The organism is Pantoea sp. C8B4 (genome assembly GCF_051336905.1).
GTDB classification, from domain to species: Bacteria; Pseudomonadota; Gammaproteobacteria; order Enterobacterales; family Enterobacteriaceae; genus Pantoea; species Pantoea rwandensis_B.
Genome location: NZ_JBGMNK010000007.1, coordinates 91,508 through 105,322, shown reverse-complemented (window position 1 = coordinate 105,322; position 13,815 = coordinate 91,508). Strand labels below are relative to the sequence as shown.

12 protein-coding genes are annotated in these 13,815 nt (G+C 54.0%); 2 read left to right on the top strand and 10 right to left on the bottom strand.

Annotated features, from left to right (window positions below):
* Positions 1–2 precede the first annotated feature (2 nt).
* The 10 genes from mraY to ilvI form a co-directional block, all read right to left on the bottom strand.
* Positions 3–1,085: a phospho-N-acetylmuramoyl-pentapeptide-transferase gene (gene mraY, locus ACCW76_RS10970; protein WP_034829683.1), complete on the bottom strand. Its 1,083-nt coding sequence runs from the start codon at positions 1,083–1,085 to the stop codon at positions 3–5.
* A complete protein-coding gene (murF, locus tag ACCW76_RS10965; RefSeq protein WP_436338538.1) occupies positions 1,079–2,440 on the bottom strand; it encodes a UDP-N-acetylmuramoyl-tripeptide--D-alanyl-D-alanine ligase in 1,362 nt (453 codons plus the stop codon). Before murF ends, mraY begins: the two co-directional genes overlap by 7 nt.
* Positions 2,437–3,924 carry a UDP-N-acetylmuramoyl-L-alanyl-D-glutamate--2,6-diaminopimelate ligase gene (gene murE, locus ACCW76_RS10960; protein WP_436338537.1) on the bottom strand — a complete coding sequence of 496 codons (1,488 nt, stop codon included), beginning with the start codon at positions 3,922–3,924 and terminating at the stop codon, positions 2,437–2,439. The genes murF and murE overlap by 4 nt, the downstream gene beginning before the upstream one ends.
* Complete coding sequence (locus tag ACCW76_RS10955; RefSeq protein ID WP_038649080.1) at positions 3,911–5,677, bottom strand: peptidoglycan glycosyltransferase FtsI; 1,767 nt, start codon at positions 5,675–5,677, stop codon at positions 3,911–3,913. Before ACCW76_RS10955 ends, murE begins: the two co-directional genes overlap by 14 nt.
* 20 nt (positions 5,678–5,697) lie before the next feature.
* On the bottom strand, positions 5,698–6,018 hold the full coding sequence (ftsL, locus tag ACCW76_RS10950; RefSeq protein WP_034825986.1) for a cell division protein FtsL: 321 nt from the start codon (positions 6,016–6,018) through the stop codon (positions 5,698–5,700).
* Positions 6,015–6,956 (bottom strand): 16S rRNA (cytosine(1402)-N(4))-methyltransferase RsmH, encoded by a 942-nt coding sequence (rsmH, locus tag ACCW76_RS10945; protein WP_436338536.1) that lies wholly within the window; start codon positions 6,954–6,956, stop codon positions 6,015–6,017. The genes ftsL and rsmH overlap by 4 nt, the downstream gene beginning before the upstream one ends.
* Positions 6,957–6,958: 2 nt before the next feature.
* On the bottom strand, positions 6,959–7,417 hold the full coding sequence (gene mraZ, locus ACCW76_RS10940) for a division/cell wall cluster transcriptional repressor MraZ (protein ID WP_038649082.1): 459 nt from the start codon (positions 7,415–7,417) through the stop codon (positions 6,959–6,961).
* A 493-nt stretch (positions 7,418–7,910) separates the two neighbouring features.
* Positions 7,911–8,921: a catabolite repressor/activator gene (cra, locus tag ACCW76_RS10935; protein ID WP_045832872.1), complete on the bottom strand. Its 1,011-nt coding sequence runs from the start codon at positions 8,919–8,921 to the stop codon at positions 7,911–7,913.
* A 197-nt stretch (positions 8,922–9,118) separates the two neighbouring features.
* On the bottom strand, positions 9,119–9,610 hold the full coding sequence (gene ilvN / locus ACCW76_RS10930) for an acetolactate synthase small subunit (protein ID WP_034825997.1): 492 nt from the start codon (positions 9,608–9,610) through the stop codon (positions 9,119–9,121).
* A gap of 2 nt (positions 9,611–9,612) precedes the next feature.
* A complete protein-coding gene (ilvI, locus tag ACCW76_RS10925) occupies positions 9,613–11,337 on the bottom strand; it encodes an acetolactate synthase 3 large subunit (RefSeq protein WP_034825999.1) in 1,725 nt (574 codons plus the stop codon).
* Positions 11,338–12,070: 733 nt separating this feature from the next.
* On the opposite strand from ilvI, the gene leuL reads away from it, so the two are divergent.
* Positions 12,071–12,154 carry a leu operon leader peptide gene (leuL, locus tag ACCW76_RS10920; protein ID WP_101749442.1) on the top strand — a complete coding sequence of 28 codons (84 nt, stop codon included), beginning with the start codon at positions 12,071–12,073 and terminating at the stop codon, positions 12,152–12,154.
* 98 nt (positions 12,155–12,252) lie between these two features.
* Entirely contained in the window at positions 12,253–13,815 is a 1,563-nt protein-coding gene (gene leuA / locus ACCW76_RS10915) for a 2-isopropylmalate synthase (protein WP_038649086.1), read from the top strand.

The window sequence follows — 13,815 nt, the reverse complement described above, 5'->3', positions numbered from 1 at the left end:
GATTAACGTACCTTCAGCGTTGCCAGGCCAATCAGCACCAGCATCAGTGAAATAATCCAGAAGCGCACAATGACGCGCGGCTCCGGCCAGCCCTTCAATTCATAGTGGTGGTGAATCGGCGCCATGCGGAAAATGCGTTGGCCGCGCAGCTTGAACGATCCCACCTGCAGGATCACCGACAGCGTTTCCACCACAAACACGCCGCCCATGATCACCAGCAAAAATTCCTGACGCAGCAGCACGGCGATGGTACCTAACGCGCCACCCAGTGCCAGTGAACCCACATCGCCCATAAAGACCTGAGCCGGGTAGGTGTTGAACCACAGGAAGCCAAGACCTGCACCGACAATCGCGGTACAGACAATCACTAATTCACCGGCATGGCGCAGATACGGAATATGCAGATACTCAGCAAACTTCACGTTACCGGTCGCCCATGCCACCAGCGCAAAGCCTGCTGCCACGAAGACGGTTGGCATAATCGCCAGGCCATCCAGACCATCAGTCAGGTTGACCGCATTACCGGTGCCGACAATCACAAAGTAAGCCAGCAGCACATAGAACAATCCAAGCTGCGGCATGATGTCTTTAAAGAAAGGCACGACCAACTGTGTGGCCGGTGTACCTTTACCCGCAGCGTAAAGCGCAAAAGCCACGCCAAGGGAAATCACCGACATCCAGAAGTATTTCCAGCGGGCAATCAGGCCTTTGGTGTCTTTGCGCACCACTTTGCGATAGTCATCCACAAAACCGATGATGCCGAAACCAATCAGCACCGCCAGCACGCACCACACATAAGGGTTGGATGGATACGCCCACATCAACACCGATACGGTGATGGAGGTGAGGATCATGATGCCGCCCATGGTTGGCGTACCGCGCTTACTAAAGTGCGATTCAGGACCGTCGTTACGCACCACCTGGCCAATCTGCAGCTTCTGCAGCCAGGCGATCAGACGTGGGCCCATCCAGAGTGACAGGAACAGGGCGGTCAGCAGGCTGACAATGGCGCGAAACGTCAAATACGAGAAGACGTTAAAGCCGGAATAAAGTGCGACCAAATGTTCGGCCAGCCAGACTAGCATGTTCCTTTCTCCTGTAAGCTCTCGACGACCTGCTCCATGGCGGCGCTACGTGAGCCTTTAACCAAAATAGTGATGTCCTGATGTTGGGACAGCAATGCGCGTAAACGTTCAGTCAGCTCGGCTTTGGTGGCGAAATGCTCGCCTTTGCCGCTACTTTCACCGATCAACCGACTCAAAGTGCCGGTACTCAGAACACAATCAATACCTGCTGCCCTGGCGGCTTCACCCACCTGCTGATGGCAAGCTTCCGCTTCATCGCCCAGTTCGGCCATATCACCGACTACCATCACGCGGAACCCCGGCATATCGCCCAGTACCTGTGCGGCCGCCGTCATCGAGCCGACGTTGGCGTTGTAGCTGTCATCCAGCAGCAGTTGGTTATCTGCCAGGCGTATCGGGAACAGACGGCCCGCTACGGGCTGCAGTGTTTTCAAACCGGTTTGGATCGCGCTTAGCGGAGCATCAACAGACAGTGCCAGCGCAGCAGCAGCAAGTGCATTCGCGATGTTGTGGCGGCCTGGCAGAGGCAGCGCAACATCGATATCTCCGCGCGGCGTATGCAAAGTAAACAGCGTGGCATCAGCGCGCAGCACGATTTCACTGGCACGGAATTCAGCATCCGCCATCGGCTGGGGTGAGAAGCGCCACAGCGTTTTATCGACAAACTGCGACTGCCAGTTAGCGAGGTCGTTGCTATCCGCATTGATGATGGCAGTGCCGTGTACTGGCAATCCACCAAAGATTTCGCCTTTGGCTTTCGCCACACCGGCCAGTGAACCAAAGCCTTCCAGATGCGCTGCAGCCAGGTTGTTCACCAACGCCGTTTCGGGACGCACTAAATCGGTGGTGTACGCAATTTCGCCCTGATGATTGGCACCCAGCTCAATCACCGCGAACTCGTGTTCTGGGGTCAGACGCAGCAACGTCATCGGCACGCCGAAGTCGTTGTTCAGGTTGCCAGCGGTATACAGGGTTTCACCACACTGACGCAAAATGGCAGCGGTCATCTCTTTGACGGAGGTTTTACCGGATGAACCGGTCAAGGCTACCACTCGCGCCTTCGATTGCTGGCGCACCCAGGCGCCGAGCTGGCCAAAGGCGATGCGTGTATCAGCGACCACCACTTGTGGCACATCTAAAGGCAAGTGCTTACTCACCAGCAGCGCTTTGGCACCCTTGGCAATAGCATCCTGAGCAAAGTCATGCGCATCAAAACGCTCACCGACCAGTGCGACAAACAGGCTGCCATCAGCGACTTTACGCGTGTCGCTGGTCACATCATTCAGCGTCAAATCAGCGCCATGCAGTTGACCGCCGCTGATTTCAGCCAATGTTTTCAAAGAAACCGGAATCATGCCATCACCCCCAGTAAACGGGCGACGGTGTCGCGATCGGAGTAATCCAGACGACGGTTACCAATAATTTGATAATCTTCATGGCCTTTACCCGCCACCAGCACGATGTCATCGACACTGGCCTGCATCACAGCGTTAGTGACCGCTTGCGCACGTCCTGCGACCACGCGGGCACGACCGGGATCGAGCAAGCCAGTCAGAATGTCATTCACAATCGCGGTCGGCTCTTCGCTGCGCGGATTGTCATCAGTGATCACCACGATGTCAGAGAACTGTTCAGCTATCGCGCCCATCAGTGGACGTTTGCCTTTGTCGCGATCGCCGCCACAGCCGAATACGCACCAAAGCTTGCCTTTGCAGTGCAAGCGCGCGGCTTCCAGCGCTTTTTCCAGCGCATCAGGGGTGTGGGCATAATCCACCACCACTGTGGGTTTTTCTGGTGCCGTGAACACTTCCATACGGCCACATACCGGTTGCAGCTGTGCAGCGCTTGATACCAGTGCCTCCAGCGGATAATCGAGCGTCAGCAAGGTGGCCAGTGCCAGCAGCAGATTGCTGACATTGAATGCGCCCATCAAACGGCTATCAAATTCACCGTCACCCCAGCTGGAGCTGAACTGGATGTGCGCACCGCCATCGTGATAATTCACCGCTGTGGCTTTCAGCCAGCGCCCACGACAGCCAGGCTGCAAGTTGTCATCCATGGTGACGGCAACGGCATCCGGCAGTTTTTCCAGCCAGCGACGTCCGACCTCGTCATCGGCGTTGATAATGGCTTCGCCAACCTGATGCTCAGAGAACAGCAGCCATTTGGCGGCTTCGTAGCCCTGCATATCACCGTGATAATCCAGGTGATCGCGGCTCAGATTGGTGAACACGGCAGCCGCGAAGGGCAATGCCGCCACGCGATGCTGTACCAGGCCGTGAGAAGAGACTTCCATCGCGGCCAGCGTGGCACCCTGCTCCACCAGATCATTCAATACATGTTGTACATCCACTGCGGAACCGGTGGTGTTCTCGGTGGCCACCAGTTGGCCATATAAGCCATTACCCACGGTGCCCATCACGGCACCGGTTTCACCCAGCAGATTGGCCCACTGCGCCATCAGCTGGGTGGTGGTGGTTTTTCCGTTGGTGCCGGTGACACCGATTAATTTGAGTTTTTCAGCAGGCTGCTGATAAAAGCGCCCGGCCAGTGCAGAGAGACGCTGCTGCAACTGCGCCAGGTAGATAACCGGGACGCCGTGCATCTCGCGGATATCTCCATCGCTGGCTTCGCCTTCGGCTTCGGCAATCACTGCCGCTACGCCCTGAGCAATAGCCTGCGGAATAAAACGACGTCCATCAGCATGATGGCCCGCCACGGCGATAAACAGATCGCCAGCAGCCGCAGCGCGGCTATCCAGTGTCATGTCACGGAGTGGACGCGCCGGCGCGCCCGGCACCCACGGGGCCAGTAAATCGCGCAGGTTACGATCGGTCACTTGGTTCCTCACTTCTGTTCTTCACCAACTCGTCTTTATCAATTGTCGGCAGCGCATCCGGTTCAATATTCATGGTGCGTAATACACCGCCCATGATGGCGCCAAACACCGGTGCAGAAACCGCACCACCATAATATTTGCCGGCCTGAGGATCGTTGATCACCACCACCAGCGCAAAACGAGGGCGACTGGCAGGCGCAACGCCTGCCGTGTAAGCAATGTATTTATTGACGTAGCGTCCGTCCGGTCCCACTTTTTTCGCAGTACCCGTTTTAATCGCGATGCGATAGCCCTTGATGGCGGCTTTAACCCCACCGCCGCCAGGCAACGCCACGCTCTCCATCATGTGCATTACCGTTTTCACCAGGTCTTCCTGGAAAACGCGTTCACCCGCCACTGGCGGGTCAACTTTGGTGATCGACAGCGGGCGATTGATGCCGTAGCTGCCAATAGTTGCGTAGACTCGCGCTAACTGTAACGGCGTTACCATTAGCCCGTAGCCGAAAGAGAAGGTGGCCCTCTCTATGTCAGACCACCGTTGTTTTTGAGGGTATAAGCCACTACTTTCCCCGACCAGCCCCAAATTGGTCGGTTTACCCAGTCCAAAGCGCGCGTAAGTGTCTACGAGTGCTGAGGAGGGCATCGCTAACGCCAAACGTGAAACCCCGACGTTACTCGACTTCTGTAAAACCCCGGTAAGGGTCAATTCGTTGTAGCGCGCCACGTCCTTGATCTCATGACCATTGACGCGGTACGGCACGGTATTCAGTACGCTGTTCTCTTTCACCACACCACGCTGCAGCGCGGTCATCACCACCATTGGTTTCACGGTGGAGCCGGGCTCGAAGATGTCGGTAATGGCACGGTTGCGCATCACATCTTTCGGCGTGTTGGAGAGATTGTTCGGGTTGTAAGCTGGGCTGTTTGCCATCGCCAGCACTTCGCCGGTGTTCACATCCACCAGAACGGCAGTGCCTGACTCCGCCTTGTTGAAGGCTACGGCATTGTTCAATTCGCGGTAAACCAACGCCTGCAAACGCTCGTCGATACTGAGCGTCAGGTTGTGCGCCGCGCGGCTGTCCACGGAGGAGATATCTTCGATCACGCGACCATAGCGATCTTTACGCACCGTACGCTCGCCTGGCGCACCGGTCAGCCACTTGTCGAAGCTCTTTTCGATGCCCTCAATACCCTGGCCATCAATGTTGGTAAAGCCGATCAGATGCGCAGTGACCTGACCCGCTGGATAGTAGCGGCGCGACTCTTCACGCAGATAAATGCCGGGTAACTTGAGCTTTTTGACGTACTCGCCAATGGCCGGATTCACCTGGCGCGCCAGATAGATAAAGCGCCCTTTGGGATTGGCATTCACGCGCGCGGCGAGTTGATCGAGTGGGATAGATAAGGCATCTGAGAGGGCTTTCCAGCGGCTGTCGAGTGACACACCGCCATGTTCCATCAGTTCTTTAGGGTCAGCCCAGATGGCATTCACCGGTACACTGACAGCCAATGGACGGCCAGCACGGTCGCTGATCATGCCACGTGCAGTAGGAACAGATTGCACCCGCAGCGAACGCAAATCCCCTTCTTTCACCAGTTTGTCCGGGCTGATGACCTGTAACCACGCCACGCGTGACAGCAATCCGCCCAAAGCCAGTAAAATACAGCCGCACAGCAACGCAAAACGCCAGCTTATAAAGCTGGCCTTATCTTCCTGTTTTTTTAACTTCAGCGTTTTGCCTGCGCCGCTCATTGAGGTCTGCGATTCCTTATTTATCTCTGCACCACGATATTTTCCTGTGAAGGATCAACATGCTGCATCTGCAGCTTATCGGTTGCTATTCGCTCAACCCGGCTATGATCGCCGAGCGCATTCTCTTCCAAAATCAGGTTACGCCACTCGATATCGAGCGCATCACGTTCTAAAACCAACTGTTCGCGCTGCGCCGTTAACAGGCGCGTTTTGTGTGTGGTGGTGACCACTAACACTGAGGACACAAGCACCGCAATCAGTAGCAACACCGGGATCTTGCCGAATCGCAGCAGGTCACCGCCGATGACGCCAGGCAGGCTGTGTCGCTCGTTGCCAATCATGTCGCGGTCCTCTCAGCAACTCGCAGTACCGAACTGCGCGCGCGTGGGTTCTCGTTAACTTCTGCTTCGCCCGGAATCAGCTTGCCTAAGGTTTTCAGCTCACGTCCGCCCAGCGCTTTAAGCTGGCTTTCGGTCATTGGAATACCCGCTGGAACTTGTGGGCCACGGCTCTGATCGCGCATAAAGCGTTTGACCAATCGATCTTCCAGCGAGTGGAAGCTGATAACCGATAAACGACCGCCAGGTGCCAGCACCGACATTGCCCCTTTCAGCGCGGTATCGATCTCTTCCAGTTCGCTGTTGATCCAGATACGAATTGCCTGGAAGGTGCGCGTGGCCGGATGCTTAAACTTGTCTTTCACTGGCATCGCAGCAGCGATCACAGTGGCTAATTCCTTGGTGCGCGTCATAGGCTGTTCACGATTGCGCTCGACGATGGCGCGTGCGATACGTTTGCCAAACTTCTCTTCACCGTAGGTCTTGATGACGAAAGCGATATCGGCTTCCTCGGCGTTCATCAGCCACTCGGCCGCAGACTGGCCCCGTGTCGGGTCCATACGCATATCTAGTGGCCCATCACGCATAAACGAGAAACCGCGCTCTGCGTCATCCAACTGCGGTGATGACACGCCAAGATCGAGCAATACGCCATCGATTTTGCCGGTGAGACCACGCGCTTCGACATACTCTGCCAGCGCCGAAAAGGGTCCGTGCACAATCGAAAAACGTGGATCCTGAATTTCAGCTGCGGCGGCTATGGCTTGCGGATCGCGATCGATCGCCAGTAACTGCCCCTTCTCGCCCAGTTGCGAAAGGATCAGACGTGAGTGACCGCCGCGCCCAAAAGTGCCGTCAATGTAAATGCCGTCTTCCCTGATATTGAGGCCGTTAACCGCCTCATCCAGCAGCACTGTGGTGTGTTTAAAATTATCCTGCATAGCTATAGCGACAAGTCCTGCAACCGCTCAGATAAAGGCTCCTGAGCCGACTGTTCTGCGTCAATATCGTCCTTAACTTGTTGATACCAGGTCTGTTCATCCCACAGCTCAAACTTATTGAACTGTCCAACCAGCATCACTTCTTTGGTCAGGCTCGCATGTTGCCGTAGCGTATTCGCCAGCAACAAACGACCTGCATTATCCATCTGGCATTCACTGGCATGTCCTAACAGCAATCGCTGCACGCGACGTTCATTCGGATTCATGCTGGATAAGCGCGCCAGTTTTTTCTCGATGATTTCCCATTCGGGCAGGGTATAAAGCAACAGACATGGCTGGTGGAGGTCAATGGTGCACACCATTTGCCCCTGAGACTCCGCGACAAGCAATTCACGATAGCGTGTTGGTACCGCCAATCGGCCTTTGCCGTCGAGATTGACTAACGTTGCTCCTCGGAACATGTCAGTCCTACCCCCCAATCACCCGTTTTCACCACTTTATCCCACTTTTTACCACGAAACGAGTTTACGGAGCCTATGAAATCCTTGTCAAGCCGCAACGACAAGTGAATATCACTCTTTACAAGGGTGAGAATTATTTAATGGAGGGCAATTAAGGGGAATGATTGGCAAAATAAGAAATTAACCTGATGAATAATGGAATAAAAATTTTCACGATTTGAAAAATGGCGAAAAATAAAGCGTTTTAATCGCAAAAGATAATTATCCCGGGATATGCGACAGCGGCTGCATTTTAGGGGATTTCTGAAAGGAAGCCCAGCACCATCGCGCCAGCTCTGCTACGCGTCACTGCTGAAGATGTAAACAAATAAGAAAATTCAGCGCAGTTAATTCGTTAGGGAAAGTGGTGACAATTTACGCTTTTTTACCCCAGTCCTATGGCAGAAAAATATCTGAATGATTAATAAGTGCGGGCAGCGATCTGCCCGCGATTTCATTTTGTACGTCGGCTTAATTGGCCACGACGGAATAAATTGCGGCGAATACGGGTTAATCCCGGCTTCGGTTTACGCGGTTCATCCAGCGAGGCCAAAACTAATTCCAGCACGCGCTCGGCGACATCGCGATGACGCTGCCCCACCGCCAGTACCGGGCACTCTAAAAAGTCCAGTAATTCGTGGTCGCCAAAGGTAGCGATAGCCAGATCAGTGGGCAGGCGGCCATCACGCTTCAGGGTGATATCCATCACGCCCTGAAGCAGACCGAATGAAGTGGTAAACAACGCATCCGGCATCGGATGATCTTCGAGGTATTTCTCGAACAGTGAGGCAGCCGCAGCGCGATCAAAGCTGTTGCAGTAGAGGTAATCCACTGTACGTTCATCGTCTTTCCACGCATCGCGGAAGCCCATTTCACGCAGGAAACTGACTGAAAGCTCAGGCAAGGCCCCAAGGAACAGCACGTTTTTCACCGGAAGCTGACGCAATTCAGCCGCCAGCGCATGCGCATCGTCCTGATCGGCACCGACCACACTGGTGAAGTGTTCACGATCCAGCGCGCGGTCCAGCGCGATAATCGGCAGCGGATCGTTGATCCAGCGCTGATAAAACGGGTGTTCTGGCGGCAGTGAGGTTGAAACGATGATCGCATCCACCTGGCGCTGTAGCAGATGTTCAATACAGCGCATTTCATTGTCAGGCTGATCTTCCGAGCAGGCAATCAGCAGCTGATAGCCACGTTGACGTGCCTGGCGCTCCAGATAATTGGCAATGCGCGTGTAACTGGTGTTCTCAAGATCCGGGATCACCAGACCAATTGAACGCGTACGCCCGGCGCGCAGGCCTGCCGCAACAGCATTGGGGTGATAATTATGTTCACGCACCACCGCCATCACTTTTTCGACGGTTTTGTCGCTGACACGATACTGCCGCGCTTTGCCATTAATAACGTAGCTGGCCGTGGTGCGCGACACGCCCGCCAGGCGCGCAATTTCATCCAGTTTCACGATGACACCTTAATTCTGATAAGCCAGGGCTGGGCAAATGTCCGCAGAGTAGCTATGGGTAAAACATTTGTAACATCTAACCGCAGAACACTACGCTGAGCAACCGCTTTTATCGGGCAGCACTCACAAGCGCATTAAATAAAAAAACCCGGCATTACGCCGGGTTAGCTTTGAAGCAGGATGATAACTCTGCGGAATTAACGCATCACACGATCGCCACGTGACACGCCCACAATCCCTGATCGCGCCACTTCAACGATCTCAGCAACATCGCGCACCGTGTTAAGGAAGGCGTCGAGTTTATCGCTGGTGCCTGCCAGCTGAACCGTGTACAGCGTTGGCGTCACATCGATAATCTGGCCACGGAAAATTTCCGCGCTGCGCTTCACTTCTTCACGGCCATACCCGCTTGCCTGAATCTTCACCAGCATGATTTCACGTTCAACGTAAGCACCCTGCCCTAACTCGCTGACACGTAACACGTCCACCAGCTTGTGCAGTTGCTTTTCAATCTGCTCCAGCACTTTTTCATCGCCGACCGTCTGAATGGTCATGCGTGACAGCGTTGGATCGTCGGTTGGCGCAACGGTCAGGCTTTCGATGTTGTAGCCGCGCTGTGAGAACAAGCCCACCACGCGAGACAATGCGCCGGATTCATTTTCCAGCAATACCGATAACACACGACGCATAATTAAGTCCTCTCCGTTTTGCTCAGCCACATCTCATCCATCGAACCACCGCGAATCTGCATCGGGTAAACGTGCTCGCTGCCGTCGATATTCACATCAACAAACACCAGACGCCCTTTCGCCAGGGTATCCAATGCCAGCTGCAGCTTCTCTTCCAGCTCAGCGGGGTGCGCGATGGAAATACCCACGTGTCCGTAGGCTTCGGCTAAACGCACAAAGTCAGGCAGAGATTGCATGTAGGATTGCGAGTGGCGGCCGGAATAAATCATATCCTGCCACTGTTTCACCATACCGAGGAAACCGTTGTTGAGGTTCAGTACCAGCACCGGCAAATCGTACTGCAGCGCAGTCGACAGTTCCTGGATGTTCATCTGAATACTGCCATCACCGGTCACGCAGATGACGGTTTCATCCGGCAGCGCCATTTTCACGCCCAGTGCAGCCGGTAAGCCGAAGCCCATGGTGCCAAGGCCACCGGAGTTGATCCAGCGGCGCGGCTTATCAAACTGATAATAGAGCGCGGCGAACATCTGATGCTGACCGACGTCAGAGGTAACGTACGCATCCCCCTTAGTCAGACGCCAAATGGTTTCGATAACCGCTTGCGGTTTGATCTTGTCGCTGGTGCGATCAAATTCCAGGCACTTACGGCTACGCCAGCCATCAATGGTCTGCCACCAGTCGCGCAGGCTATCCAGCTCTTGCTTCGCATCGCTTTGCGCCAGCAGTTCCAGCATCTGCGACAGCGTCTGCTTCGCATCACCCACAATGGGGATATCGGCGCTAACGGTTTTGGAAATCGAGGTCGGATCGACGTCGATATGCATGATGGTGGCGTTCGGGCAATATTTTGCCAGGTTGTTGGTGGTACGATCATCGAAGCGCACACCAATGCCGAAAATCAAATCGGCATTGTGCATGGTCATGTTGGCTTCGTAAGTACCGTGCATGCCCAGCATGCCTACACTCTGGCGATGCGTGCCAGGGAACACGCCGAGGCCCATCAGTGACATGGTGACCGGAATATTCAGCTGTTCAGCTAACTGCAGCAGCTCCGCCTCACAGCCTGACATAATCGCACCGCCACCGGCATAAATCACCGGCTTATGCGCGGCCAGCAGCGTTTGCAGTGCACGCTTAATCTGTCCTTTATGTCCCTGAATCGTCGGGTTATAAGAGCGCATGCTGACCGACTCAGGATAGACGTACGGCAGTTTGTTCGCTGGGTTAAGAATGTCTTTTGGCAGGTCGATCACCACCGGGCCTGGGCGGCCGCTTGCTGCCAGCCAGAAGGCTTTTTTCAGCACGGTTGGGATCTCTTCGGCGTTTTTCACCAGGAAGCTGTGTTTGACCACCGGACGGGAAATCCCGACCATGTCGCACTCCTGGAACGCATCGTAGCCGATCAGTGAAGACGGCACCTGACCCGACAGAATCACCATCGGAATCGAATCCATATAGGCCGTCGCAATACCGGTAATGGCATTGGTTGCGCCTGGACCTGAGGTGACCAGCACCACGCCGACTTCGCCGGTCGCGCGTGCCAGACCATCTGCCATATGCACTGCGCCTTGCTCGTGACGCACTAATACGTGGTCAATACCACCGACCGTTTGCAGCGCATCGTAAATGTCGAGCACTGCTCCGCCCGGATAGCCGAATACCTGCTTAACGCCCTGATCGATTAACGAACGGACGACCATTTCGGCTCCTGACAACATCTCCATTTTCTGCCTCCAGGCTTGAGGAACCGGATCCCGTGGCGCGCATTGCCCCTGCGCCACTGGCACCCAGCCCCGTATTCGCCAGTTAAGATCAAAACCTTATGTTTATGCTCAGATGACAGAATTCATTTCTGCCTTCCAGGTACAGGGAATCTACTTGAGTTGATTCTTTTAAGAGTAGGTCGATTACCATAACCGCAGAAAACCCGGCCTGCAAACGACAGGACGCTGCGACAGGCTTATTTCGGCACAAAAGGCACTGACACGTGATAATCGCTCGCGAGGATTAAACTAATGCCATCCCACAACCACAGATGAAAATGCTGGTTTCATGATTATTTGCAGCGTGTTCTAAGAAATATGATTTTCATATTGCCTGGCCGGTTAGCCCACAATTTTTCCTGAATATTACTTTCTGGCGTGATTAACTTCAAAATCCGCTTCTTGCATGACATTGTGCTAAGCAACCCGCCAAATCTTGTTTTTATGATTGTATCGAAAACCCAGATAAACCCATTAAATTCAATGTATTAAAATTAATTCGCTTTTATAAAAAATTTTTTAGGCTGTTTAAGCCATTATGCATGCAGCTAATTAATGCCAAAGCTCTGTATAGCGGGATATTCGCAGCAGATCACCCTTAACCGACAAAAGAAATACCCTTTCACTTAGGGTTGACTTCCCGCAGCAATCCCAGTATCAATATGTGCAGCACAAAATTTACGAGGTTTGATTCATGTTTCATTCTTTCCGCCTACTCGGTCTACTACTAAACGCATTCAGTTTGCGCGGTAGACTTGTGGGTGGAATCAATCACTGATTCGAACCTGAAGAAGTTTAAAGAACCCGCGCCGATGCGCGGGTTTTTTTATGCTCGTTACACCGGCGAAGTTGAGTTAAAGCAAAAGGAAGATGACCATGAGCCAGCAAGTTATTATTTTCGATACCACTCTGCGCGACGGCGAGCAGGCATTACAGGCCAGCCTGAGTGTTAAAGAAAAACTGCAGATCGCCCTGGCGCTGGAGCGTATGGGCGTGGATGTAATGGAAGTCGGTTTCCCTATCTCTTCGCCTGGCGATTTCGAATCGGTGCAGACCATCGCGCGCTCGGTGAAAAACAGCCGCGTTGCCGCCCTGGCTCGCTGCGTGGATAAGGATATTGATGCCGCCTACGAGGCCTTGCGTGTGGCTGAAGCATTCCGCATTCATACTTTCCTCGCCACTTCGCCAATGCATATCGCCACCAAATTGCGCAGTACGTTGCCTGATGTGATTGACCGCGCGGTAGCCTCGATTAAACGTGCCCGCAACTACACCGATGACGTTGAGTTCTCTTGCGAAGACGGCGGTCGTACACCGATTGACGATCTGTGCCGCGTAGTAGAAGCCGCGATTAACGCCGGTGCGACCACCATCAACATCCCGGATACGGTCGGCTACACCTTACCGCACGAGTACGCCAACATCTTCAGCCAGTTGCGCGAACGTGTACCGAACATTGATAAAGCCATTCTGTCTGTTCACACCCATGATGACTTAGGCATGGCAACCGGCAATGCCGTAGCAGCGGTGTTAGCGGGTGCGCGTCAGGTTGAAGGCACCATCAATGGCCTGGGTGAACGTGCTGGTAACTGTGCACTGGAAGAAGTGATCATGACGATTAAAACCCGTCAGCAGATCATGAACCTGCACACCAATATTCATCATCAGGAAATCTACCGCACCAGCCAGTTGATCAGCCAAATCTGCAACATGCCGATTCCGGCCAACAAAGCGATCGTCGGCACCGGTGCTTTCGCCCACTCTTCCGGTATCCATCAGGATGGCGTGTTGAAGAATCGCGAGAACTACGAAATCCTGACTCCGGAATCCATCGGCCTGCATAAAATCCAGTTAAACCTGACCTCACGTTCAGGCCGCGCTGCGGTAAAACATCGCATGGAAGAGATGGGCTACAAAGACTCTGACTATAACGTTGATGCTTTGTACGATGCCTTCCTGAAACTGGCCGATAAGAAAGGCCAGGTATTTGATTACGACCTGGAAGCGCTGGCCTTCATCAACAAACAGAATGAAGAGCCAGAGTATTTCCAACTGAACGAATTCAATGTGCAGACCGGTTCCAGCGTGACTGCCACCGCGTCTGTGCAGTTGGGCTGTGGCGAAGAGACCAAAGCCGATGCCGCGACCGGTAACGGCCCAGTGGATGCCGTGTATCAGGCCATCAACCGCATCACCGGCTTTGAAGCCGAGCTGGTGAACTACAAGTTGACGGCGAAAGGCCACGGCGAGAACGCGCTGGGCCAGGTTGATATCGTGGTGAACTACAACGGTCGTAAATTCCATGGCGTTGGCCTGGCGACCGATATCGTCGAATCTTCTGCCAAGGCTATGGTGAACGCCCTGAACAACATCTGGCGCGCCAAACAGGTAGAAAAAGAATTGCAGCGTAAATTTAAAGATCAGAAGGAAACGGTGTAA